This is a genomic window from Actinopolymorpha singaporensis (assembly GCF_900104745.1).
GTDB classification, from domain to species: Bacteria; Actinomycetota; Actinomycetes; order Propionibacteriales; family Actinopolymorphaceae; genus Actinopolymorpha; species Actinopolymorpha singaporensis.
Genome location: NZ_LT629732.1, coordinates 2,513,497 through 2,533,433, shown reverse-complemented (window position 1 = coordinate 2,533,433; position 19,937 = coordinate 2,513,497). Strand labels below are relative to the sequence as shown.

The following is a 19,937-nucleotide window of genomic DNA, read 5'->3' as shown; positions in this document are numbered from 1 at the left end:
ACCTCGCGGCGATCCGCCGGACAGCCCGGCAGTCCGCTGGACAGCACGGTGATCCGCTGTGTCAGGGTGTGGGCGTGACGACCAGACCCTGGCCGCTACGAGTCGGCCCACTTCTGCTGCGCGACGCGAGCGAACCAGACATCGAGCCGCTGTTGGCGTTCCGCAACGATCCGGCGGTCCAGCGCTTCCTGATCGCCACAACCGTGGACCCGGAGAAGTTCCGCCGCGACTGGCTGGCGAAACCGTCCAGCACAACGGACTTCTCCTGCGTCGCCGAGGCGGACGGCCAGGTCGTGGCGATCGGATTCCTGGAGGTCGTCGACGCGATGGGTCAACCAGGCGTGCCCAAGGGAACCGACGGCCTGATCGGGTACATCGTCGACCCGCGTGCCGCCGGCCGGGGCTACGCCACCCACCTCGCCAAGGGCCTGTTGACAGCGGCGTTCGGCCACCTCGGCCTGCGCCGGGTCACCGCCGGTTGCTACGCCGACAACGCCGCCTCGGCGCGTGTCCTCGAGAAGGCCGGTATGCGTCGCGAGCAGCACGGCATCGAGGACTCCTGGCACGCCGAGCTCGGCTGGGTCGACGGCTACACCTACGCCATTCTGGAGCGCGAATGGCGCGCCGCCCATGAGTGAGTACGACCCGCACATCCACCTTGACCGCAGAGGAATCCGACGCGGCGAAGTGTGGAGACCTACGGGGGTCATAGGCCCCGTACGTCTCCACACTTCACGGAGCGAAGCCGGTCCTGGCCGGAGGCGTGAGGGATCCATGTACTTCCGACAGCGAGGACCACGCTGTCTCGTCGCGGGTCGCGTCCCAGGTCTGGGTCCGGCCACCACCGCGGGTATGTCGGCCGCTTGGCGGGGTAGGACCGCACGCTGAACGACCGAGTACGTCGATCCGGCCGAGACCTTGCGTCCCGGCGAGTACGGAGGAGCAGACGATGGACCATTCGCGGGTTCCCGTGCTGGAAGCGCTGCAGGAGTTCCGCCGCCGAGGCGACGTCTACTACGGCCCGCCCGGCCACAAGCAGGGCCGAGGGGTCGATCCACGCGTGCTCGAGGTCCTCGGAAAGGACGTCTTCGCCTCCGACGTGCTCCTGCTGGGCGGACTGGACGACCGGCGCGAGTCACAGGGCGTGCTCACCCAGGCACAGGAACTGATGGCCGACGCGGTGGGAGCCGAGCACGCCTTCTTCTCCACCTGCGGAAGCTCTCTCTCGGTGAAGTCGGCGATGCTCGCGGTGGCCGGCCCCGGCGAGAAGCTCGCCATCTCCCGCAACGCCCACAAGTCCGTGGTGTCCGGCGTGGTGGTCAACGGCACCGATCCGGTGTGGGTACACGCGAAGTTCGACGCCGAACGCCACCTGGCGCACCCGCCGGAGCCGGACGACGTACGCCGGGCGCTCGAGGCCAACCCCGATGTCAAGGGAATGTTGCTCATCACGCCCACGGACTGGGGCACCTGCGCCGACATCCGGGGAGTCGCCGCCGTCTGCCACGAGTACGGCGTACCTCTCATCGTGGACGAGGCCTGGGGTGCGCACCTGCCGTTCCACCGCGGCCTTCCGACCTGGGGGATGGACGCCGGCGCCGATCTGGTCGTCACGAGCGTGCACAAGATGGGTGGTGCGATCGAGCAGAGTTCGGTGTTCCACCTGCAAGGCGACCGGGTCGACCCGGCGGTCCTGTCACAACGCGAGGACATCCTGGGGACGACCAGTCCCTCGACCCTCGTCTACGGCTCGCTGGACGGGTGGCGCCGGCAGATGGTCGAGCAGGGACACGGGTTGCTCGATGCGGCGATCCGCCGCGCCGAGCGGGTACGCGATGTCGTCGCCGACACGCCCGGTCTGGAACTGCTGGGCGATCAGGTGGTCGGCAAGGGCGGCGCGTACGAGTACGACCCGCTGTCCGTCACCGTCGACGTGCGTGGGCTGGGCATCACCGGATACCAGGCCGCTGACTTCCTGCGCGCCGCCTACCACGTCGACGCGGGTTCGGCCGACACGTGCCGGATCAACTTCCGGTTGACGCACAGCGACAACGACGAGACCGAACGCCTGCTCGTGGACACGATCGGGAACCTCGCGAAGGATCGTGACAAGATCGGTCAGGAACCCGAGGTGCACCTCCCGCGTCCGCACGACGGGCTCGAACTGGAGACGGTGATGCTTCCTCGCGATGCCTTCTTCGGCCGCGTCGAACAGGTCTCCGCCGAAGATGCCGTCGGCCGGGTGGCGGCGGAGCTCGTGAGCCCGTACCCGCCGGGAGTGCCCGTGCTGGCCCCGGGCGAGCGGATCACGGCGGAGGTCGTGGAGTACCTCACCAGCGGCCCGCCCGCCGGAATGCTCATTCCGGACGCGGCGGACCCGCAGATGCAGACGTTCCGCGTCGTCGCCGAGTGAGCCGAGCTGCCCTGGTGGCCGAATCAGGCCACCGGCCACGTCCATCGAGCATGTTCCACGTGATCGGCGCGTCTCCTGGGGTATGGGCTCCTGACAGTTTCCGAACGGCCAGGTCCGCTTCCGTGAAGGGAGAACGACATGACGACGCCGTTGTCAGGTAACGAAGGTCCCATCACGCAGGTGCGTGAGGGCATGCCCGTGGTCGATGCCGAGGGCAAGAAGCTCGGCAAGGTGGCCGAGCTGAAGATGGGCGACCCCGAAGCCGCCACCGAGCAGGGCCAGCAGGCTCCGTCGCCCGGGGGCGGTGGCGTCGTCTCCAACGTGCTCGCCGCCTTCGACAACCGGGAACCCTTCGCCGTCCCCACTGCCGGGGCAGCGGACCTCCTGCGCACGGGATTCGTCAAGGTGGACCCGAGTGGGTTGTTCAAGCGCGACTTCTACGTCAGCGCAGCGGACGTTCTCGGGGTGCAGGACGGGACCGTCCGCGTCTCCATCTCCGCCGCCCAGCTCGCCGACTGAGGCCGCGAAGGTCGCCCGATCCGGCCCGCGGTCTGTGGTGGCCGCCTCGCACGACGTGCGTCGTACGTCAGGGGCGGTCACCACTCTCGACCAGGCGTACCTGCGCCTCCACCGCTTCCGGGAGGACGCTCCGCTGACGCAGTGCGCTCGGCAACCGCCGTAGGGCCTGCGGCAAGGCCCCACGTGACGGGTGCCGGGTGACCGCCGACGCCGCCAGCTTCGCCGTCGTCGCCTGCAAGGCGACCTTGACAGGACGCCGCATCCACGCCGTCAGGACCGAGTTGCGCTCTTCCATGGCCAGTCGCTGCGACGACGGGCCGCGGGACGGCGCGGGATGGTGGTGGGCCGTGACCTCCTCGACGTACGCCACTCCCCATCCGGCCGCCATCAGATCGTAGGCGAGCATGGTCTCCTCCCCCATGAAGAAGAGCAGGTCGTTGAAACCTCCGACGTGCAGGAACGCCGACCTGCGTACGACGGCGGAGCAGGCGAGGAACCCGCGGACCGTGGGACCGGGCAGATCCGTCGCACGCCCCATCGGGCTGTCCCGCGTGAGCGTGGTGAGGGGATCGGGATGCTCGTCCGGGCCGACCAGTGTGCGGGCGGCCAGGAGTCCCAGCCGGGGATGGTCCTCGAACCGTCGCGCAGCCTCGTCAAGCGCGCCTTGCGCCCACCACGAGTCGTCGTCGCTGAACGCGACGTAGGGCGTCTGTGCGCGCTGAACACCGACGTTGCGAGCCGGCGCGCCGGCGTTCTCCCGCAGCCTCACCAGGCTCACCCGCGGGAACTCGTCAAGGACCAGTTGCGCGGTCTCGTCCGACGAACCGTTGTCGACGACGATGACAGGGGTGTTGGGGGACAGGTCGGCCAGCTTGTTCAGCATGTGTGCCAGTCCCTCCGCCCGGTCGCGGGTCATGGTCATGACCACGACCGAGGTGTGCGCACCCGGCGATGCGGGAACCAGGCGCTCACTGATCACCACGGGGCCCTGCTGACCGGTGGGCTGACGGGTGGGCCGACGGCCGAGGCCGGGCGGGGTTCGGCGGAGGAGGCTTGGTGTGGTGTGACGTGGGAGATGGTTCCGGTCCCACTCGCAACCGGATGTGGACGGCCGGGCGCTCAGGCACGGCGCAGGCTCATGCCCCCTGGCTCGCGGCCTGCGTGGGGTCGCACCAGGCGAGCCGGTAGCCGCCGTCCCGTAGCGAGCGGCGGAACCACAGCAGCGAGAGGAGGAACCCGGCGGCGAACAGCGGGACCGACGCCGCGGTGGCCACCGGCATCGACGTCGTGCCCATGGTCAGCAGCAGGCTGAGCGTCAGGCTGGCGTTGACGAGCAGCACGACGCCCCAGAGCACGGACAGTCGCTGGAAGAGCCTGCGCAGCGGAGCCGACCGCACCACGTCGTGGGGCAGCGGACAGAAGTCGTGGGCGAGCCGTTGGATGAGCGGACGATCCAGCAGCGCCGTCAGCAGGAACGCCGCGGCGACGGCGTAGGTCGCCAGGGTGGGCTGGAGGAAATAGACCATCGCCGACCCGGCGGCGTAGGAAACGCCCACCTGGACGACGGACAGCCCGGTCGTGCCGAGGAGTACGGCCGGCAGGCGCCTCTCTCTGACGACCCGCACGCCCATCGCGACGAGCGCCCAGGCGACGGCAGCCAACAGCGCGACGTGGAAACCCGCGGCGACGACGATGCCGTAGAAGAGTCCGAGCGGGACGAGCACCGACTCGGCCAGATGCCGGGCAACCTCCATCGCCAGTCGCAGCCGGGGAGGCATGACGACCGTGCGCGGGCTGATGGCGGAGTGATGCACGGATCCCATCGTCCGGAGAGACCGTGCGCGTCGTCAAGTCCGGCCGAAGTGGGCGATCGGGACCAGGGCGGCAACTCGTCCGAGCGCTGCTCGCCGCGGCGCGGGGACCTCCTGGGTTCCGGTTGTCCGGTTCCGTACCGGTCTGGATGGGCAGTTTGAAGCCTTACGGACATCCTCCTGTGGCACGTGCACGGGTCGTGGACGACCGCATTCGTTCGGGGTCCACACCGCCACGTGGTTCCGGTCACACCTGACCGCGGGCCGGACGGTGCGGGCGGGGCGCTGTCGTTCCCCTGGCCAGGCACGGTCCGGGAGGTGCCGCCGGAGCGCCTGCGGGAGGAGCCGGTCGACCTTGTGGTGCTGCAGCGACCGCACGAGGCCGAACTCGCCGAACGCTGGCTGGGCCGCCGGCCGGGCCGGGACGTGCCGGCGGTCTACGTCGAGCACAACACCCCCGCCGGACGTCTTCGGCATGCGCACTGAACCCATGCATACCGTGGACGGAGAGGGGAAGACCCGCCCCTTACGCCTCGAGGACAGTTGCACAGGAGGTGCGCCATGCAGCGCGGCAGCGACCGGCACAGCCCTCGGGTGGACGACGACCTCAAGGCCGACGCGAAGGCGATGGAAACCGCAAACCGGGCCACCCGCGCCCACGAGTGGCGTGACCCCGAACCAGGCGGGCACGAGCCGGGCAAGGACCTCCCGCTGGAGGCCGGCCATGCCGAGAACGCCGAAAACGCCGGGGACGCCGAGGACGCCGAGGAGACCGGCGAGCAATCCCCGCCCGGCACCTACGCCGAGGCGGACGCGGAGGTGACGGACGACGACCTCGGGGACGCGGCCGGGCGGGCGGACAGGCCACCGTCGCGGACGTAGCCGCGACCAGCAGCCCAACAGTCCCCGGCCACGTGCGACGCCGATGCCGCGCCGGTCAGGAGGGTCCCTTGCCGGTGAGGTTCTTCAGGAACGCCGCCGCGACCGGCCCCGCGTCGGAGCCCCCGGACCCACCGTCCTCGAGGAGCACCGCCCACGCGAGGTCGCTGTCCTCCTGGTAGCCGATCATCCACGCATGGGTCCTCCGCGGCGAGGCGTTGCCGTACTCCGCCGTACCGGTCTTGGCGTGCGGCCGGCCGGGCAGGCCGCGCAGCGCCTCACCGGCTCCGTCGGTGACCACCGAGCGCATCATCGACCGGAGGTCGGTGACGACGTTCGGGTCGAGGGACTCCGGCGCCTGGTAGGGGTGGCGGACCGCCTCGGGCACCAGTCTCGGCTGGACGAACTTGCCGTTCTTCACCGTGCCCGCGACCGACGCCATCACCAGCGGAGACGCGAGGTCGCGCCCCTGGCCGATCATCGCCGCCGACCGGTCGAGGACGTCGGTGTTCACCGGCACAGAACCGTCGTACGTGGACGCGCCGGTGTCCCATACGCCGCCGATCCCGAAGGCCGCAGCCGTCCTGGCGAGTGCGCGGTCGTCGAGCTTGTCCCTGGCTCCCACGAACGCCGTGTTGCAGGAGTGGGCGAACGCGTCCCGGAACGTCGACCCCTCGGGCAGCACGAACTCGTTCTGGTTGGTGAAGCGCCACCCGTACACCCACTCGTATCTGGGGCATTCCAGAACATCGGAGGGGCTCAGCCCGGCCCTGAGCAGAGCGGCGGACGTGATCACCTTGAACGTGGAACCCGGCGGGTACTCCCCGATGAACGCGCGGTTGTACCCAGCCGGCTCGTTCGCGACGGCCAGGATGTCTCCGGTGGACGGCTTGAGCGCGACGAGCGCCGCCGGGGTGGTGACCCCTCCGAGCGCGTTGGCCGCTGCACGCTGCACGTCCGGGTCGATCGTGGTGTGCACGTCCTTGCCCAGCTTCGCGTCAGGGGTGCGCAGCGGCCTCACCGCGCGTCCGGTCTCCCGGTCGGTGATCGCGATCAGGTACGCCGACCCGGAACCGGACCCGGTGAGCTGCTTGTCGTAGCGCTTCTCCAGTCCGGAGGTTCCCCTGCCGTTCGCGTCGACCTCGCCGACGAGCGTGGCCGCGGCGAGCACGTCACCCGTACGGTCGAGGATCGATCCGCGGGTGGACATCCTCGCCACGGCCAGCGTCTGCCCCACCTTCAGCGCGGGGTGGACCATCGACGGCTCGAAATGAACCACGTCCCTGGCCGCGGTCTGGACGATGCGCGCCTTCGACTCGTAGGTGTAGGTGCCGACGCGCGGCACCTTCATCCGTACGGTGAACGGCACGACGTAGGCCTTGGCGCCGCTCTTCCGCTCACTCCTGGTGCTACTGCTCGCAGTCGGCCGTCCGACCTCGATCGAGAACGGTCTCGGCGCGAGGTTGCGGTGCATGGAGGCGAGGAGTGAGGCCGCGCTGCCCGGACTGTCGGTGTACTGCCCCGCGACGTCCCATTTGCCGCGTTCCCAGGCGCTGGTGAAGGTCTTCATGCGCCGCTCGGCGCGGGCCACCGACTCCTTCGCCGCCTGCTGCTTCGCCTCCTCCGCCCGCTCGACCGTTCGGCCGGGGGTGTTGAGCAGCAGCACGGCGCCGGCCACTCCCCCGAAAATCACCAACGATATGGCGACGACCCCCACGATGGCCCGGAACCGCCGTACGCGGTGTCGCGCCGAGTCCCATTCCGTCACGTGATCCACGCTGAAGATGAAAGCAAATCAATCGGCTGGTCGCCAATGCGGATATCAGCGGCGCCCGATCCACTCCTGAGGCCATGGCCGGCCATGGACCCGGTGCGGCATATGCACCGTTCGGCAGGCGTTCCGGCCGACCGATTGAAGACAACGACCGGGACATCACCACCCAGAACCTCCGGTTCCAGCAGAATCTCGGCACAATCGCCGAGCAGGCGTCCCAGCCACGTCGGAGGACACGATGCCGGTACCTGACTTCGCCCTGTTCGACCGGGAGACCGTGCACGTCGACGTCCGCGAGCAACGCGGCCCGGTCGAGCTGTGGCGGCACACCGTCGGGGTGGGCGGCATCAACTCCTCACCGTTGCCTCCCCGCGTGGTCGAAGGCGCGGCAACCTTACGACCGCGGCTGGTGCGGATCTTCGTCCAGCAGTTCTTCGACATCTATCCCGAGCACGGGCGTTTCGACTGGAGCCGGCTGGATCCCTACCTGGACTCCCTCGCCGCCACCGGGGCGAAGCTGGTCGCGGCGATCTGCCTCAAGCCCGGCCCGCTGTTCGACCACGACGACCGGATCGACCACGCGGCGTGGATGCCGAACGACGTGGCCGAGTGGCAGCGGGTCGTCACCGCGTTGGTACGCCGCTACTCCGTCGAGCGAAACCTCGTCACCCACTGGGAGATCGGCAACGAGACCGACATCGGTGAGGACGGCGGGTCGCCGTACCTCATCCCCGACCCGGACGACTACGCGAGGTTCTACGACCTGACCGCGCCGGCAATCCGCGCGGCCGCACCGCACGTCAAGGTCGGCGGCACGGCAGCGTGCTGGGTGACGAACGAACCGCTGCCGGGCTTCGTCAAGCACTGCCGCGACAACGACATTCCGCTCGACTTCGTCTCCTGGCACCTCTATGCCGACGACTGGACACGGCACGCCGCGGGCGTGACCGAGGGAATGCGGCTGGTGGCGGGGTTCCCCGAACCGGTGCCGGAGCTGATGGTCACCGAGTGGAGTACGTCGTTCGAGGCCGTCTCGGTCGCCGACCAGGCCGACGACCCACGCCGGGCAGCTCTGGTGGCGGCGTCGGTCCTCGCGATGGACGAGGCGGGACCGGCCTGGTCGTTCTACTACCACCTCTGGGACCAGGCGTGTGATCCACAGGAGTTCTCGCCGTTCTTCTCCCCGGAGGGTGTCGCGCACATGATGCGGCACTGGAACGAGGTGCCGCACCGGTTCGGCCTGTTCGGTGAACGCGGACAGGTGCGTCCGCAGTACTTCCTCTACCAGCTGCTGGGCAGGCTCGGCGACACCAAGGTGGCGTCCGAGACCTCGCACGCGGACCTGCACGCCTATGCCGCCAGCGGGCCAGGGACGGTGTCGGTGCTGGTGTCGAACACCAGCCTCTCCCGGCCGGCCTGCCGGGACCGGATCCTCACGTTGCGGTACGCCGGGCTGACGCCGGGCGCCAAGCTGCTGACTGTCCACCGGATCGACGAGGCACGGCGCTGGTGTGCCGGCACGCTCACCCAGCACCCGCTGGAGGAACGGGTCGTCGTCACCGCCGAGGCGTTCGAGCACCAGATTCTCCTGCCGGCGCACACCGTGGCGTTCGCCACGCTGTCCGAACGAGACGGGATCCGGTAGATGACGCAGGCGCAAGTGGCCGTCGACGTATACACCCGTCTCGGTCAGCACGGCACGCACGTGTGCGATCCGCTTGCCCGCGACGAGCTCCGGGCCTGGGGCGAGGTCAGCTGGGACGTGACCCCGGAAGAGCACCGGCTCGCCGGGGAGGCGGCCGGCACCTCCGTCGTGCTGGCGTTCGACGGCGAGCCGGTCGGTGTGGTCGTCCCCAACGACTACGTCGCGGCCGCCGGGCTTCGCAAGGCGGCCGCGCTGTGCCGCGGGCTCGGCCCGGCCGAGATCACCGACGACGACGTGGACCGGATCTGTCAGCGGGACTCCCTTGCCCTGCTCGGGTTGGGCGTTCCCAGGGACGGCGCGGCGGCGCCGGAGAGGACGGTCGCCTCATGACCGGGGCCGAGGTGAGCGGAGTCGTGTGTGTGGTGCAGACGCCGTTCGACGAGCAAGGCGGTATTGACAGCGCCACGTTCGTACGCCAGGTGGAGTGGCTGTTCGGCAACGGCGCGGACGGTGTGGCGATCGGGATGGTGTCGGAGGTGCTCCGGCTGTCCACGAACGAGCGGGACGAACTCGCGACGCTGCTGTGTGGCGCGGCGTCCGGGCGGGGGTCCGCCGTGGTCAGCGTGGGTGCGGAGTCCACCCACACCGCCGTACGACACGCGCGGCACGCGGCCGCAGTCGGCGCGGACGCGGTGATGGCCACGCCGCCCGCGCTGAGCCGGGCGGGTGACCGGGAACTGTTCGACTACTTCCTCGCGATCGCCGACGCCGCGCAGGTGCCGGTGATCGTTCAGGACGCCAGCGGGTACGTCGGGTCAGCGCTGTCGATCGACCTGCAGGCCAGGCTGCACGCCGAACTCCCGGACCGGGTGCTGTTCAAACCGGAGGCCCATCCGATCGGGCCCAAGCTGACCCAACTGCTGGACGCGACCGGGGGGAAGGCACGCGTCCTGGAGGGAAACGGCGGCATGTATCTCGTCGACAGCTTCCGTCGTGGAGCGATCGGCACCATGCCGGCCGGTGACCTGGTGTGGGCACTGGTCCCGCTGTGGCGGGCTCTCAGCGCCGGGGACCACGACCGGGCCTACCGCATCGCCGGGCCGCTGACCCAGATCGTGTCGCTGCAGACCAGCCTTGACAGCTTCGTCGCCATCGAGAAGTACCTGCTGGTGCGACAGGGAGTCTTCCGCAGCGCGGCGGTGCGGGGACCGGTCGCCGGTGGAGTCGACGAACGCATGTACGCCGAGATCGACCGGCTGGTGGACCTGCTGCGCGCGGCGGTCGACCATGGCTGAGTCGCCGTCGTCGGGCGGTGCCCCGACCGGTGACAGCCCGACCGTCGCGGTGGTCACCGGAGCGGGCGGCGGTATCGGTGGCGCCTGCGCCCGCGCCCTCGCCGGGTCCCACGACACGGTGATCTGCGTCGACCGCGACCCCGACCGCGCGCAGGAGACCGTCGCCGCGATCGAGCAGGCCGGCGGCTCGGCGGTGCCGCTCGCGGCCGACGCCGCGGAACCGGCGTTCGGCGAACACGTCGCAGCGGTCGCGGCGGCGGCCGGGCTGGTCCGCTCGGCCGTGCACGCCCTCGCCCACGAGGAACACGTTCCCGCCCTCGACCTCAGCCTGGACTCGGTTCGGCTGAGCTTCGCCATCGGCCCGCTCGCGGCGTTCGCACTGTTCCGTGCCCTCGCGGTAGCTCCCACCCCGCCTCCACCGGGTGCGGCGTTCACCGTGATCGGTTCCCTGCACGAGAAGCACGCGTTCGCCCGCTGCCTCGGCTACAACGCCGCGCACGGTGCGCTCGGCCAGGTGGTGCGTACGCTCGCGCACGAGTGGGCCGACCGGCGGATCCGGGTGAACGCGGTCGTACCTGGCTGGGTCGCCACCCCGGGCGAGGTCGCTCTGTACGGCGAGGAACACCTCGCCCGGGCCGGCAAAGCGTTGCCGTTCGGCGCGATGGGCGACGTCGGCCAGGTCGCTGCGGCCGTGGCGTTCCTGTCCTCGCCCGCCGCCGGCTACATCTCCGGGTCGTTTCTGACCGTGGACGGCGCGTTGTCCGTCTCGCTCGCCAGACTGCCAGAGGGAGACCAGTCATGAGGTATGCCTGCGTGTTCGCGCATCTCGACGACGAGATGCGCTGCCTCGGAACGCTGTTGCGGCTGCACGAACAAGGCCACGAGATCGCGTTCGTGACCCTCACCGGAGGCGACAAGGGACTACCGTTCTCCGGGCCGGACTCCCACGAGCGGGCCGTCGCAGTGCGAGAGGTCGAGATTCGTCACGTGGCGAAGGCGTTCGACGCGAGCTATCTGTGCCTGGGCCGCGAGGACGGCTTCCTGTACGACGACGAACCGCTGCGGCACGACCTGATCGCGGCGCTGCGTACTGTCGATCCCGAGGTCGTCTTCACCCACTGGACGAACGACTACAACGCCGACCACGTGGTGACCGCGAAAGCCGTGGTTGACACCGCGTTGTGGACCAACCTCGGCTCTTTCGAACCACACGTCCCGGCCAACGACCACGTGCCGCGGATCTACCACGTCGACACCGGCGCGGGATACGGTTTCGAGGCCACCCACTTCGTCGAACTCACCGCCGACCACGTGGCACGGAAGGCCGAACTGATCCGTGCCCACGCCAGCCAGATGGACGTGATGCGCCGCCTTCGCGGCCACGACTACGCCGACGAGATGGCCGACTCCGACCGGGTCACCGGTGCCCGGCTGATGGTCGCGCACGCCGAGGGGTTCCGGCCCTGTCTGGCCGAACGACGAATCCCCTGGCCGTCCGACCTGCCCGGCCGTTCGGCGCCCGCGGGCACGGCATGAGAATCACCGACGTCACTCCGTTCCTGCTAAGGGGAACTCAGACCTACGGCGCCCACGCGGGCGAGACGGAGGCGACCGACCAGGGCGACTGGCTGCTGGTGGTGCGGGTTCGCACCGACGAGGGCCTCGAGGGCTGGTCGGACGTGGAGACCATGGGCCCGGTCGCAGCACGCGTCCTGCAGGGCAGCGGGATGGGCGCGCTCGGCTTCCGTACCATCCACGAACAGCTTCTCGGCCGCGACGCGACGGAGGTGGAGGCGATCTGGGACGAGTTGTACGTCGCCACCGCCTACTACGGGCGGCGTGGTGTCGCCATGCACTGCATGTCGGCGGTCGACAACTGCCTCTGGTCGATTCGGGCGCAGGCTGCCGGAGTGTCGGTCGCGCAGGCGCTCGGTGGCCGGCGGCGCGACCGGTTGCCGGCGTACGCGTCCACCCTGTTCCGGCCGACTCCGGAGGAGAACGCCGCGGCCGCGCGCCGATACCTCGACCTCGGATTCACCGGGATGAAGTTCGGGTGGGGAGGATTCGGGATCGACCCGAGCGCGGACCGGGACAACCTCGTCGCGCTGCGGGAGACGCTCGGGCCCGACCGAGCGTTGATGATCGACCCCGGCTGGTACGTCGAGGACGGCGGACGGCCGCGCGTGCGGACGACGGCGGAGACGACGGCGATGCTGGAGACGTTGAGCGACGTCCGGCCGTACTGGGTCGAGGACATCGTGCATCCGGAGTGCACCGAGGAGTACGCCGTACTGGCGGCCGAGTTCCCACATCTGCGCTTCGCGGCGGGTGAGCAGCAGGCGACGGCCTGGGAGCTACGGCGACTGGTCCGCGACCACGGGATCGCCGTCGTGCAGCCGGACCTGTCCCGGTGCGGTGGGCTCACGGTGGCGCGCATCGTGGCAGCCGACGCCAGGGCGGCCGGAGTGGAGATCGTCACCCACTCCTGGCTGTCGGACCTGCTGCATGCCTACAGCCTGCACTTCCTGTCCACGCTGCCCCAGGCCCGCTGGGTGGAGTTCAACGTCGCGCAGAGTGAGCTCAGCGCCGGCGTCGTCAAGAAGTCATTGACACTGGCCGACGACGGTACGGTCGCGGTGCCCGACGGGACCGGCCTGGGCGTCGAGGTCGATGTGGCATTCGTCGAGGCGCACGTCGTCGCCCCGTAGATCCTGGGATCAGGTCAGCACTCGTCGCCGTCGGCCATCCCGAACACCGCGGCGTACTCCTCGGCGGATGTCGAGGTCACCTCGTCCACCGTGTAGTGGAACTGCAGCGCCCGCCGCCGCGTCGTCGTGTCGTTGCTCGGCGTCCCGTGCTGCAGCAGGCCGTCGAAGAACATCAGGCCACCGGGCGGGAGCGGCACGGCCACGCCGCGGTCGATCGGCACGTTCCCGTCGCAGATCTGCAGATCACGCAGGTGGACGTGGCGTACGGGGCCGTCGCGGTGTGAGCCGCGGATGACGCGCATGCAGCCGTTGTCCTCGGTGGCCGCGTCCAGCGCGACCCACACGCCGACGATCGGGGTACCGGGCACCAGGTGGAAGAAGGCGTTGTCCTGGTGCCACGGCTTCTCCCGCCCACCACCGGGCGGCTTGAGCAGCGCCATGTCCTGGAACATCCGCGGGGCGCCGCCGAGCACGCGAGCCACCACGTCGAGGATGCCGGGATCGTTCGCGATCGCGGTGAGACGGGACTCGTGTGCCGTGAACGACATGAACTTCCGCGTCACGTCGAGCCGCTGGCCAGGGGTCAGCGTGTCCAGAAGCGTCTCCGCCCAGGCCTCGTACTGCACGTCTGCCGGCGAGTTCGGGCGGGCGAGGTCTTCCAGGCCGGCAACGGCATCTCGCACCGTCTCCGGGGACAGCGCGCGGCTCACCGGAAGAAACCCGTCCCGCCGGCAGCGTTCGAGTTCCGCCTCGCCCACGTCCTCCAGGTGCTCGACCGGTTCGGCCACCTGGGCGGTGTCGTACAGCCCACTCGGGTACGCCGCACCGTCTCGGTCGAACGTCGCCCTTCCCCCGCGCATCCCAGCCACCTGTCCCTCGTGTCGTTCCGGGAGGATCCCGAGAAGCCTCAGCCGGACCGCAGGCCGTCGTAGAGCAGCGGGTTGCGCGCGGTGTCGGGAACCTGGCCGATCTCGGTGCCAGGCATCCAGCCGCGGTCGGCAACCTGGTTGTCGTTGACCGGCTCGGTGACCCGGATGTCGGCATCCATGTAGATCACGGTCATCACCCGGCGCGGAACGGTGCTGTGGTTCGGTCCGGCGTGGTGGAACGTCCAGCCGCGGTGGAAACTCGCGTCGCCGAGCGCGAAGGGCTCCTCCACGTGCTCGAAGCTCTGCGCCGCGACCAGCTCGCTCAGCTTCGCCTCCGACTCGTCGCTGATCGCCAGATCACGGCCGATGGAGAAGTTGTGGCTGCCGCGGGCGAACGCCAGCGGCCCCATCTCGTACGGCGTCTCCTGCAGCGGCAGCCAGATCGTGCACACCCGGTCACTCGACAGTGGCCAGTAGTACTGGTCGGCGTGCCACGGCGTGATGCCGCCGCCTGGCTCCTTGTAGAGGGCCTGGTCGTGGTAGAGCCGGACCGCGTGCACACCGAGGAGGCTCGCGGCGATCCCGGCCAGGCGCCGGGAGTAGACCAGCTCCTTGACCTTCGCGTTGTGTTCCCACAGGTTGGTCACCTGCAGGAACGCCTTGCCATAGGTGTCGCGCTCCGCCAGCGGCAGGTGCTGGGTGTTGAGCCGGATCACCTCGCCGGTGACCACGGGCTCGTACTCCGCGATGGTCTCCGGAGAGAGCACCCCCGACAGGTGGATGAAGCCGTCCCGCGCGAAGTCGGCGGTGGCCGTCGGCGGCAACCCCTCGTAGGGCCTGTCGAGCTCGGATCCCAGCGCTGCCGTCGTAGCAGTCATACTCGCCCTACTCCCGTCGCGTTCGATGCGTACTGCACTCGCCGACCTCAAGCGTCGCAGGACCCGCGGGCGGGCACCACACCTACGCTGTCCAGGTCCGGTAACCGGCGCCGTCCGCGCACTCGTCGACACCCGTCGGGTCCCCTAGAGTGTGCCGATGGCCCCCCTGGCGTGGGACGAGATGCGGACGTTCGCCCTCGCCATGCCCCGTGCGATCGAGGACACCCCTTGGGGCGAACTCGTGATCAAGATCGATCATCCCCCTCGTCGGAGGGGGAACGGCCTTGTGTACGGGCCGATGTTCTTGTGGCTCAGCCGACCGCAGGCCCCGACGCCGGCTGTGTCGGTGAAGCTCAGGGCCTCCTACGACCAGGCGGTCACCGTTGGCGCAGCGACCCCGACGACGATGAGCGGCCTCGGGCAGTGGGGCTGGTTGACTGTCCCTCTCCCCCATGCGGACCTCGACCTCGTGCGCGACTGGATCGACGAGAGCTACCGCACCGTGGCGCCGAAGAAGCTGCTCGCCGAACTCGATCCCGGTGCCGGGACCGACCAGACCGAGGGAGTCCGCCATGGCCATCGATGAGCGAACACCGGGGACCGACGCCACTGCGACGGCCGCATCCCGTAACGCCGTCGACATTCTCTACTCGATGGTCGACCCGAAGTGGGTGGCACGGTTGGTGGGCGACGAGTACGACGTCGGCGTACCGGACGACTGCCACCTGCTGTTCGCCGGCCACAACGACACCTACGAGGTTTCCGTCGGTGGGCGACGTTACGCGTTTCGCCTGCACACCCGGGGAAAGTGGTGGCTCCGCGGCGAGAGCGACGTCAGGTTCGAACTCGAGCTGCTGACCCACCTCCACCTGCACGGGGTTCCGGTGTCGTGGCCCCTTCCGCGCTGTGACGGCGACCTTCTGGGAACGATCCCAGCCCCGGAGGGCGAGCGGTTCTACTCGCTGTTCTCCTGGGCACCCGGCGCCCCGCCAGGGAAGCTGACCACCGACCAGGCGTACGTCATCGGGCGAACCCTCGCCACCATCCATGTCACCGCCGACCTCCACACGCCGAAACATCCCCGCTACCACCTCGACGAGGCCACCAAACTCGACCGGCCGCTCGCCGAACTGGACCAAGCGATCCGTTCCGCCCACCCAGACGACGCGCAGACCATCGGTCACTACGTCGCCGAGATCCGTGAGCACCTTGCCGCGTTCGATCCTGGGCCGACCGGCTGGGGCATCGTCCACGCCGACATCCAGCCGCTCAACTACCACTTCGACGCGGACGGCAACGTCACGATCTTCGACTTCGACATGTGTGGATACGGATGGCGGGCTTACGACCTCGCCTACTGCTACACGCGTACGGGCGACCCGCAACGCTCGGCAATGCTCGACGGCTACCAGAGCGTACGGCCGCTCAGCGACGCCGAGCACTCGATGCTCACGACGTTCGGTCGGCTCGCCTGGATCGCCCACGACGGACGGCCGGTCGCGCGGCTGGCCCAGCTGCTGCGCGACCCGTACTACTCGGGCTCCTTGTGAGGTCTCCGGCATGAGCCGAGACGTACCGTTCACCGGCGGCGACAAGGTGAGGATGGCTGCCGGGTGGGAGCTGCGCTACCTGCCTGACCTGACCGTTCACCACGCTGCTTCCAGGGCCCGCGATCCACACCGCAGAAGGGCCGAGGGGCTCCGCAACACGCTGTGGTTCGCCTAGCTGCGGCGACCCGCCTCGCGAGCGGCGTGGCGGTCCCGGGCGGTCCTGCGTGGAGCACCGAAGGACCGGATCACCGCTCGTGCCGCGGTGGAGGCGCTTCGCGGTGACCGCTGGGTGGCACGCGAACGCCGCCTCCTGCCGTTGTCCGGCGAGGCCAACCTGCGGCTGACGGACCGAGTACAGCTCTCCTCGAAGGCGCGCCGATATATCTCCTGAACGTCCGGCGAGAGCGCTGCACCGGGATGGCTACGAAGCCAACTGCCGCCTCAGCCGGTCCAAGTCACGGGCGATCCGGTCCATAGTCGCGGTCGGCCCGGACTCCGGCTCCTGGATCCGCTCCAAGATCCACGACCGCACCAACGTGGAAACTGGAAGATTGCTGTCCTCCGCGATGGTCGTCACCGCAGCCAACTCGTCCTCGTTGAGCCGCACCTGCAGAACCCTTGCCCGGTCATGGCCCCTGGTGACCTTGGTCCCCGGCGCGGACGGTGCGTCCTTGTTCTGCTCCGCATGCTCGGCTTCGCTGCGAAGCAGGTCCTCAAGCTCACTCATGATCGCCCCTCTCGGTACCTGCGCTGGTCCAACTCATTGGCGTCCCATCCATTGACGCCATACATCACGCCGTCATGCTCCAGAACGATGACGGTAAGGACCCTGCCTATCGACCGACAAAACAACCCGCACGCTCTGCCCCGACTTGCTCGCAGGGTCAGGATCCAACACCAACGCGTTCGGGTCAGCTAGGGCCTCATCAGCCCACGCAGGCTCGATGCCATGCCGCTCCCACATGTGTGCTCGCACTCAGGAGCGTCAAGAGCGCCTTCTGTGCACGAGGGGTACCTTGTTGATCTTCGGATGTCAGACCGAAGTTTTGTGGCCCACGAGATGAAAGACGCGGCTGAGCTGGCGGTACGGGTCTCGCCGGCTTGCTTCGAGTTCGACCGCTGCCGTCGCCGCCACCTCCTTCGAGTCGCCCGCGTCCAACTCCGCTCCGCCGAACACCAGCCAGTCCAGGAACAGCCACACGCCGTACCACCGCACCGGCTGGACGCCACCACGCCGGATGAGCTCGCCGAGCTCGTCCACCGTGTCGGCGCGCTCGGGCTCTCCAAGCACCCCGACCTCGCGCCTGGAGTCGAACGCCGCCAGCGCGTCGGCCCACCGCCTCTCCAGCGCGGGGCGTACGGCCATCGCGTTGGCGTTGGCGGTCATGATCACGCGCCCTGGTCGTCGGCGCCCGCAGCGGCGCCGACGGCGCAGGCGCACGCCAGTCAGTGCGGTTCTGCAGGAGGGTCATCGCCAGTGGCGATGTCCTTCTGAACCCACGCGACGTCGCGCCAGGCTCCGTGCTTCCAGCCGATCCTTCGGTACGTCCCGACGGGTTCGAAGCCCATGGCGCGATGGAAGCCGACACTGGCGTCGTTCGGCAGCGTCATCCCGGCGGCGGCGGTGCGGAAACCGCGCTCGGCCAGGCGGGCGAGGAGTGCCTCGTACAACGCGCGCCCACCGCCGGAGCGGCGGCGGCCGAGTTCGAGGTAGACGCTGACCTCGCACGACCAGCGGTAGGCCGCCCTTGCCTTGAAGGGCCCGCCGTAGGCGTAGCCGACAACCCGGCCTTGCTCCTCGAGAACGAGCCACGCGTGGGTGCGCAACGCCGACTCGATGCGCTCCGCCATCATCACAGGCGTGGGCGAGTCGATCTCGAACGTGATCGCGGTGTTCTCGACGTACGGAGCGTAGATCGCCGCACACGCCTCGGCGTCGTCGGTGGAGGCGTCGCGCACCTTGACGTCACCAGGCAAGGCGTCCTTGCACACTGGTCTCAGTTCCTTCCGGACGAGGGGCCCGCATACATGAAGGGGCCCTTCCTACTGCTGGACGATCACCACGACGTACCTGACCGGCTTCGTGCTCGGGTTGCGAAAGCGTGAGCGTCCCCAGAGCCGGAACCGCAGAACGTCCCCGTTGCGGAGCTGGTGCACGTCGCCGTCAATGGTGAGCTGCAGGATGCCCTCGAGCACCCAGACGTGCTGCTCCTGGCCCGGGACGGGCGGCCGGTCGTAGGGAATGTCGGCGCCAGGCTGAAGCACGCCCTCCATGACCTCCCCCCGCAACCCGCGCTGGGGTGGGGACACCGACCTTCGCGTGAAGCCAGACGCCTCGTCCCGCCACACCAACTGCTGGCCGGATCGCACCAACTGCGGGGACTCCGACTCCACCTCGGCCAGCAGCTGCGACATCGTCTTCTCGTAGGCCGAGCACAGTTTGCCCAGCAGCGCGGCCGTCGGGCTGATCTCCGCGCGCTCCAGCCGGGACAGGGTGGAGCGGCTGACACCTGTTCGTCGCGCGAGCTCGTCCAGCGACCAGTCGCGTTCCACCCGCAACTCGGCGAGCCGGCCCGGCAGGCGGGCTTCCCACCCGTCCGGTCCGGAACCGTCCGCGGCTGCCACTTCGGCGTCGTTCACATCTGGGACTCTATCCCTGATCTGGGACATCTTGCTAGGGTCTGTCCTGCGCGAATGTCGTCATGGAAGGTCCCAGATGCCAGGTGTACTGAACGGCAAGGTCGCGGTTGTCACCGGTGCCACCAGCGGCATCGGCGCCACAACGGCCGAGCGCATGGTGAACGAGGGTGCCAGCGTCGTCCTGGCCGGACGGCGACGGCATCGGGGGGAGGAGATCGCGGCCCGGTTGGGTCCGGCGGCGGACTTCCTGGCGACGGACGTGACGTCCGAGGAAGACATGCGCGACCTGATCACCCGTGCGGTCGAGCGCTTCGGCCGCCTCGACTGCCTGGTCAACAGCGCCGGCGACGGCGGCTCGCCGGCCAGCGTCCTCTCGATGGACCTGCAGCGCTTCCGGTACGCCTTCGACGTGCACGTCCTGGGCGCCTGCGCGGGCGTCAAGTACGCAGGACCGATCATGGTCGAGCAGGGGTCGGGCAGCATCGTCAACGTGAGCAGCGTGAGCGCGCGGCTGGCCGGCTGGTCGTCGACCGACTACTCCGCAGCCAAGGCAGCGTTGGTCCAGTACACTCGGTGCGCGGCGGCCGAGCTCGGCGCGCACGGCGTACGCGTCAACTCGGTCTCACCCGGCCCGATCCTTTCGGGCATCCAGGCCAGACCGCCGGCGTCGACGACGACCGAGCCGACGATGATCCCGATGCCCTCCGAGATCTCTTCGCCGACAGGCTCGGCACCTGGCAGCCGTTCCGGCGTGTGGGCGTTCCCGAGGATGTCGCGTCGGCCATCGTGTGGCTGGCCAGCGACGCCTCCGCTTTCGTCACCGGCCACGACCTGGTGGTCGATGGTGGCCTGAGCAGCGGCCGCCCCGCCAAGCAGGCCGCGGCCGATCGCGTTGCCATCACCAACCACCTTTCGCCGTTGGCGAACGCCACTCGTTCCGAGACGTAGAAGCCAGC

24 protein-coding genes and 1 pseudogene are annotated in these 19,937 nt (G+C 69.5%); 16 read left to right on the top strand and 9 right to left on the bottom strand.

The genetic code is table 11. From position 1 onward, the window contains the following. Positions 1-74: 74 nt before the first annotated feature. The 3 genes from BLU27_RS11530 to BLU27_RS11520 all read left to right on the top strand — a co-directional run bounded on the left by BLU27_RS11530 (position 75) and on the right by BLU27_RS11520 (position 2,932). The gene (locus tag BLU27_RS11530) at positions 75-638 is read left to right on the top strand and encodes a GNAT family N-acetyltransferase (protein ID WP_197681790.1); all 564 of its coding nucleotides are present in this window, start codon (positions 75-77) and stop codon (positions 636-638) included. Positions 639-949: 311 nt separating this feature from the next. After that, the gene (locus tag BLU27_RS11525; RefSeq protein ID WP_092653140.1) at positions 950-2,413 is read left to right on the top strand and encodes an aminotransferase class I/II-fold pyridoxal phosphate-dependent enzyme; all 1,464 of its coding nucleotides are present in this window, start codon (positions 950-952) and stop codon (positions 2,411-2,413) included. 138 nt (positions 2,414-2,551) lie between these two features. Further along, positions 2,552-2,932: a hypothetical protein gene (locus BLU27_RS11520; RefSeq protein WP_157728450.1), complete on the top strand. Its 381-nt coding sequence runs from the start codon at positions 2,552-2,554 to the stop codon at positions 2,930-2,932. Positions 2,933-2,999: 67 nt separating this feature from the next. Here the strand turns inward: BLU27_RS11520 and BLU27_RS11515 are convergent, their stop codons facing one another. Both BLU27_RS11515 and BLU27_RS11510 read right to left on the bottom strand, forming a co-directional pair. Next, positions 3,000-3,914, bottom strand: a complete 915-nt coding sequence (locus BLU27_RS11515; protein WP_241827918.1) for a glycosyltransferase family 2 protein — start codon at positions 3,912-3,914, stop codon at positions 3,000-3,002. A 154-nt stretch (positions 3,915-4,068) separates the two neighbouring features. Then, on the bottom strand, positions 4,069-4,746 hold the full coding sequence (locus BLU27_RS11510; protein WP_157728448.1) for a VC0807 family protein: 678 nt from the start codon (positions 4,744-4,746) through the stop codon (positions 4,069-4,071). 234 nt (positions 4,747-4,980) lie between these two features. Here BLU27_RS11510 and BLU27_RS11505 point away from each other — a divergent pair, with 234 nt between their 5' ends. Both BLU27_RS11505 and BLU27_RS11500 read left to right on the top strand, forming a co-directional pair. Further along, positions 4,981-5,229 carry a hypothetical protein gene (locus BLU27_RS11505; protein WP_197681789.1) on the top strand — a complete coding sequence of 83 codons (249 nt, stop codon included), beginning with the start codon at positions 4,981-4,983 and terminating at the stop codon, positions 5,227-5,229. A gap of 75 nt (positions 5,230-5,304) precedes the next feature. After that, positions 5,305-5,625 carry a hypothetical protein gene (locus BLU27_RS11500; RefSeq protein WP_092653134.1) on the top strand — a complete coding sequence of 107 codons (321 nt, stop codon included), beginning with the start codon at positions 5,305-5,307 and terminating at the stop codon, positions 5,623-5,625. Between the two features lie 55 nt (positions 5,626-5,680). Here the strand turns inward: BLU27_RS11500 and BLU27_RS11495 are convergent, their stop codons facing one another. Further along, complete coding sequence (locus tag BLU27_RS11495) at positions 5,681-7,399, bottom strand: penicillin-binding transpeptidase domain-containing protein (protein ID WP_241827917.1); 1,719 nt, start codon at positions 7,397-7,399, stop codon at positions 5,681-5,683. 235 nt (positions 7,400-7,634) lie between these two features. Between BLU27_RS11495 and BLU27_RS11490 the strand changes: the two genes are divergently transcribed. The 6 genes from BLU27_RS11490 to BLU27_RS11465 are packed head-to-tail and all read left to right on the top strand — an operon-like array spanning position 7,635 to position 13,044. Beyond that, the gene (locus BLU27_RS11490; protein ID WP_092653129.1) at positions 7,635-9,041 is read left to right on the top strand and encodes a GH39 family glycosyl hydrolase; all 1,407 of its coding nucleotides are present in this window, start codon (positions 7,635-7,637) and stop codon (positions 9,039-9,041) included. Continuing rightward, on the top strand, positions 9,042-9,431 hold the full coding sequence (locus tag BLU27_RS11485; protein WP_092653127.1) for a hypothetical protein: 390 nt from the start codon (positions 9,042-9,044) through the stop codon (positions 9,429-9,431). Then, positions 9,428-10,336 carry a dihydrodipicolinate synthase family protein gene (locus BLU27_RS11480; RefSeq protein WP_092653125.1) on the top strand — a complete coding sequence of 303 codons (909 nt, stop codon included), beginning with the start codon at positions 9,428-9,430 and terminating at the stop codon, positions 10,334-10,336. Before BLU27_RS11485 ends, BLU27_RS11480 begins: the two co-directional genes overlap by 4 nt. Continuing rightward, positions 10,329-11,138 (top strand): SDR family NAD(P)-dependent oxidoreductase, encoded by an 810-nt coding sequence (locus BLU27_RS11475; RefSeq protein ID WP_092653123.1) that lies wholly within the window; start codon positions 10,329-10,331, stop codon positions 11,136-11,138. Before BLU27_RS11480 ends, BLU27_RS11475 begins: the two co-directional genes overlap by 8 nt. Continuing rightward, the gene (locus BLU27_RS11470; RefSeq protein ID WP_092653121.1) at positions 11,135-11,872 is read left to right on the top strand and encodes a PIG-L deacetylase family protein; all 738 of its coding nucleotides are present in this window, start codon (positions 11,135-11,137) and stop codon (positions 11,870-11,872) included. The genes BLU27_RS11475 and BLU27_RS11470 overlap by 4 nt, the downstream gene beginning before the upstream one ends. Then, positions 11,869-13,044, top strand: coding sequence for a mandelate racemase/muconate lactonizing enzyme family protein (locus BLU27_RS11465; RefSeq protein ID WP_092653119.1), 1,176 nt, complete (start codon positions 11,869-11,871; stop codon positions 13,042-13,044). The genes BLU27_RS11470 and BLU27_RS11465 overlap by 4 nt, the downstream gene beginning before the upstream one ends. Positions 13,045-13,058: 14 nt before the next feature. Here BLU27_RS11465 and BLU27_RS11460 read toward each other — a convergent pair whose 3' ends face one another. Both BLU27_RS11460 and BLU27_RS11455 read right to left on the bottom strand, forming a co-directional pair. After that, entirely contained in the window at positions 13,059-13,904 is an 846-nt protein-coding gene (locus tag BLU27_RS11460; RefSeq protein WP_092653117.1) for a phytanoyl-CoA dioxygenase family protein, read from the bottom strand. 47 nt (positions 13,905-13,951) lie between these two features. Further along, positions 13,952-14,791: a phytanoyl-CoA dioxygenase family protein gene (locus BLU27_RS11455; protein WP_092653115.1), complete on the bottom strand. Its 840-nt coding sequence runs from the start codon at positions 14,789-14,791 to the stop codon at positions 13,952-13,954. 157 nt (positions 14,792-14,948) lie between these two features. On the opposite strand from BLU27_RS11455, the gene BLU27_RS11450 reads away from it, so the two are divergent. From BLU27_RS11450 to BLU27_RS28965, 3 genes are read left to right on the top strand one after another with little or no spacing between them, the layout of a single operon-like run. Then, positions 14,949-15,377, top strand: a complete 429-nt coding sequence (locus BLU27_RS11450; RefSeq protein ID WP_092653113.1) for an MmcQ/YjbR family DNA-binding protein — start codon at positions 14,949-14,951, stop codon at positions 15,375-15,377. Further along, positions 15,364-16,341, top strand: a complete 978-nt coding sequence (locus BLU27_RS11445; RefSeq protein WP_157728446.1) for a phosphotransferase — start codon at positions 15,364-15,366, stop codon at positions 16,339-16,341. Before BLU27_RS11450 ends, BLU27_RS11445 begins: the two co-directional genes overlap by 14 nt. A gap of 10 nt (positions 16,342-16,351) precedes the next feature. Beyond that, positions 16,352-16,516 (top strand): glycosyltransferase family 2 protein, encoded by a 165-nt coding sequence (locus BLU27_RS28965; RefSeq protein ID WP_157728444.1) that lies wholly within the window; start codon positions 16,352-16,354, stop codon positions 16,514-16,516. A 246-nt stretch (positions 16,517-16,762) separates the two neighbouring features. Here the strand turns inward: BLU27_RS28965 and BLU27_RS11440 are convergent, their stop codons facing one another. From BLU27_RS11440 to BLU27_RS11420, 4 genes are all read right to left on the bottom strand, one after another. After that, on the bottom strand, positions 16,763-17,068 hold the full coding sequence (locus BLU27_RS11440) for a DUF6290 family protein (protein ID WP_092653109.1): 306 nt from the start codon (positions 17,066-17,068) through the stop codon (positions 16,763-16,765). Between the two features lie 306 nt (positions 17,069-17,374). Further along, positions 17,375-17,728 (bottom strand): hypothetical protein, encoded by a 354-nt coding sequence (locus tag BLU27_RS11430; protein WP_197681788.1) that lies wholly within the window; start codon positions 17,726-17,728, stop codon positions 17,375-17,377. Positions 17,729-17,787: 59 nt separating this feature from the next. Further along, positions 17,788-18,333, bottom strand: coding sequence for a GNAT family N-acetyltransferase (locus BLU27_RS11425; RefSeq protein ID WP_197681787.1), 546 nt, complete (start codon positions 18,331-18,333; stop codon positions 17,788-17,790). 51 nt (positions 18,334-18,384) lie between these two features. Then, positions 18,385-18,981, bottom strand: a complete 597-nt coding sequence (locus BLU27_RS11420; RefSeq protein WP_197681786.1) for a helix-turn-helix domain-containing protein — start codon at positions 18,979-18,981, stop codon at positions 18,385-18,387. A gap of 76 nt (positions 18,982-19,057) precedes the next feature. Between BLU27_RS11420 and BLU27_RS30095 the strand changes: the two are divergent. Both BLU27_RS30095 and BLU27_RS31215 read left to right on the top strand, forming a co-directional pair. Beyond that, positions 19,058-19,627, top strand: a pseudogene (locus tag BLU27_RS30095) (SDR family NAD(P)-dependent oxidoreductase); the annotation flags it as partial. Further along, positions 19,555-19,929, top strand: coding sequence for an SDR family oxidoreductase (locus BLU27_RS31215; protein ID WP_197681906.1), 375 nt, complete (start codon positions 19,555-19,557; stop codon positions 19,927-19,929). The pseudogene BLU27_RS30095 and the gene BLU27_RS31215, both read left to right, overlap by 73 nt. Positions 19,930-19,937 lie beyond the last annotated feature (8 nt).

What these genes read in the sequence shown, in the direction of transcription:
- BLU27_RS11450 (WP_092653113.1), top strand. Translation starts at nt 14,949, where the DNA reads ATGGCCCCCCTGGCGTGGGACGAGATGCGGACGTTCGCCCTCGCCATG.
- BLU27_RS11470 (WP_092653121.1), top strand. Translation starts at nt 11,135, where the DNA reads ATGAGGTATGCCTGCGTGTTCGCGCATCTCGACGACGAGATGCGCTGC.
- BLU27_RS11430 (WP_197681788.1), bottom strand. Translation starts at nt 17,728, where the DNA reads ATGACCGCCAACGCCAACGCGATGGCCGTACGCCCCGCGCTGGAGAGG.
- BLU27_RS11445 (WP_157728446.1), top strand. Translation starts at nt 15,364, where the DNA reads ATGGCCATCGATGAGCGAACACCGGGGACCGACGCCACTGCGACGGCC.
- BLU27_RS11460 (WP_092653117.1), bottom strand. Translation starts at nt 13,904, where the DNA reads ATGCGCGGGGGAAGGGCGACGTTCGACCGAGACGGTGCGGCGTACCCG.
- BLU27_RS11475 (WP_092653123.1), top strand. Translation starts at nt 10,329, where the DNA reads ATGGCTGAGTCGCCGTCGTCGGGCGGTGCCCCGACCGGTGACAGCCCG.
- BLU27_RS11440 (WP_092653109.1), bottom strand. Translation starts at nt 17,068, where the DNA reads ATGAGTGAGCTTGAGGACCTGCTTCGCAGCGAAGCCGAGCATGCGGAG.
- BLU27_RS28965 (WP_157728444.1), top strand. Translation starts at nt 16,352, where the DNA reads ATGAGCCGAGACGTACCGTTCACCGGCGGCGACAAGGTGAGGATGGCT.
- BLU27_RS11485 (WP_092653127.1), top strand. Translation starts at nt 9,042, where the DNA reads ATGACGCAGGCGCAAGTGGCCGTCGACGTATACACCCGTCTCGGTCAG.
- BLU27_RS11520 (WP_157728450.1), top strand. Translation starts at nt 2,552, where the DNA reads ATGACGACGCCGTTGTCAGGTAACGAAGGTCCCATCACGCAGGTGCGT.
- BLU27_RS11465 (WP_092653119.1), top strand. Translation starts at nt 11,869, where the DNA reads ATGAGAATCACCGACGTCACTCCGTTCCTGCTAAGGGGAACTCAGACC.
- BLU27_RS11480 (WP_092653125.1), top strand. Translation starts at nt 9,428, where the DNA reads ATGACCGGGGCCGAGGTGAGCGGAGTCGTGTGTGTGGTGCAGACGCCG.
- BLU27_RS11525 (WP_092653140.1), top strand. Translation starts at nt 950, where the DNA reads ATGGACCATTCGCGGGTTCCCGTGCTGGAAGCGCTGCAGGAGTTCCGC.
- BLU27_RS11500 (WP_092653134.1), top strand. Translation starts at nt 5,305, where the DNA reads ATGCAGCGCGGCAGCGACCGGCACAGCCCTCGGGTGGACGACGACCTC.
- BLU27_RS11490 (WP_092653129.1), top strand. Translation starts at nt 7,635, where the DNA reads ATGCCGGTACCTGACTTCGCCCTGTTCGACCGGGAGACCGTGCACGTC.
- BLU27_RS11455 (WP_092653115.1), bottom strand. Translation starts at nt 14,791, where the DNA reads ATGACTGCTACGACGGCAGCGCTGGGATCCGAGCTCGACAGGCCCTAC.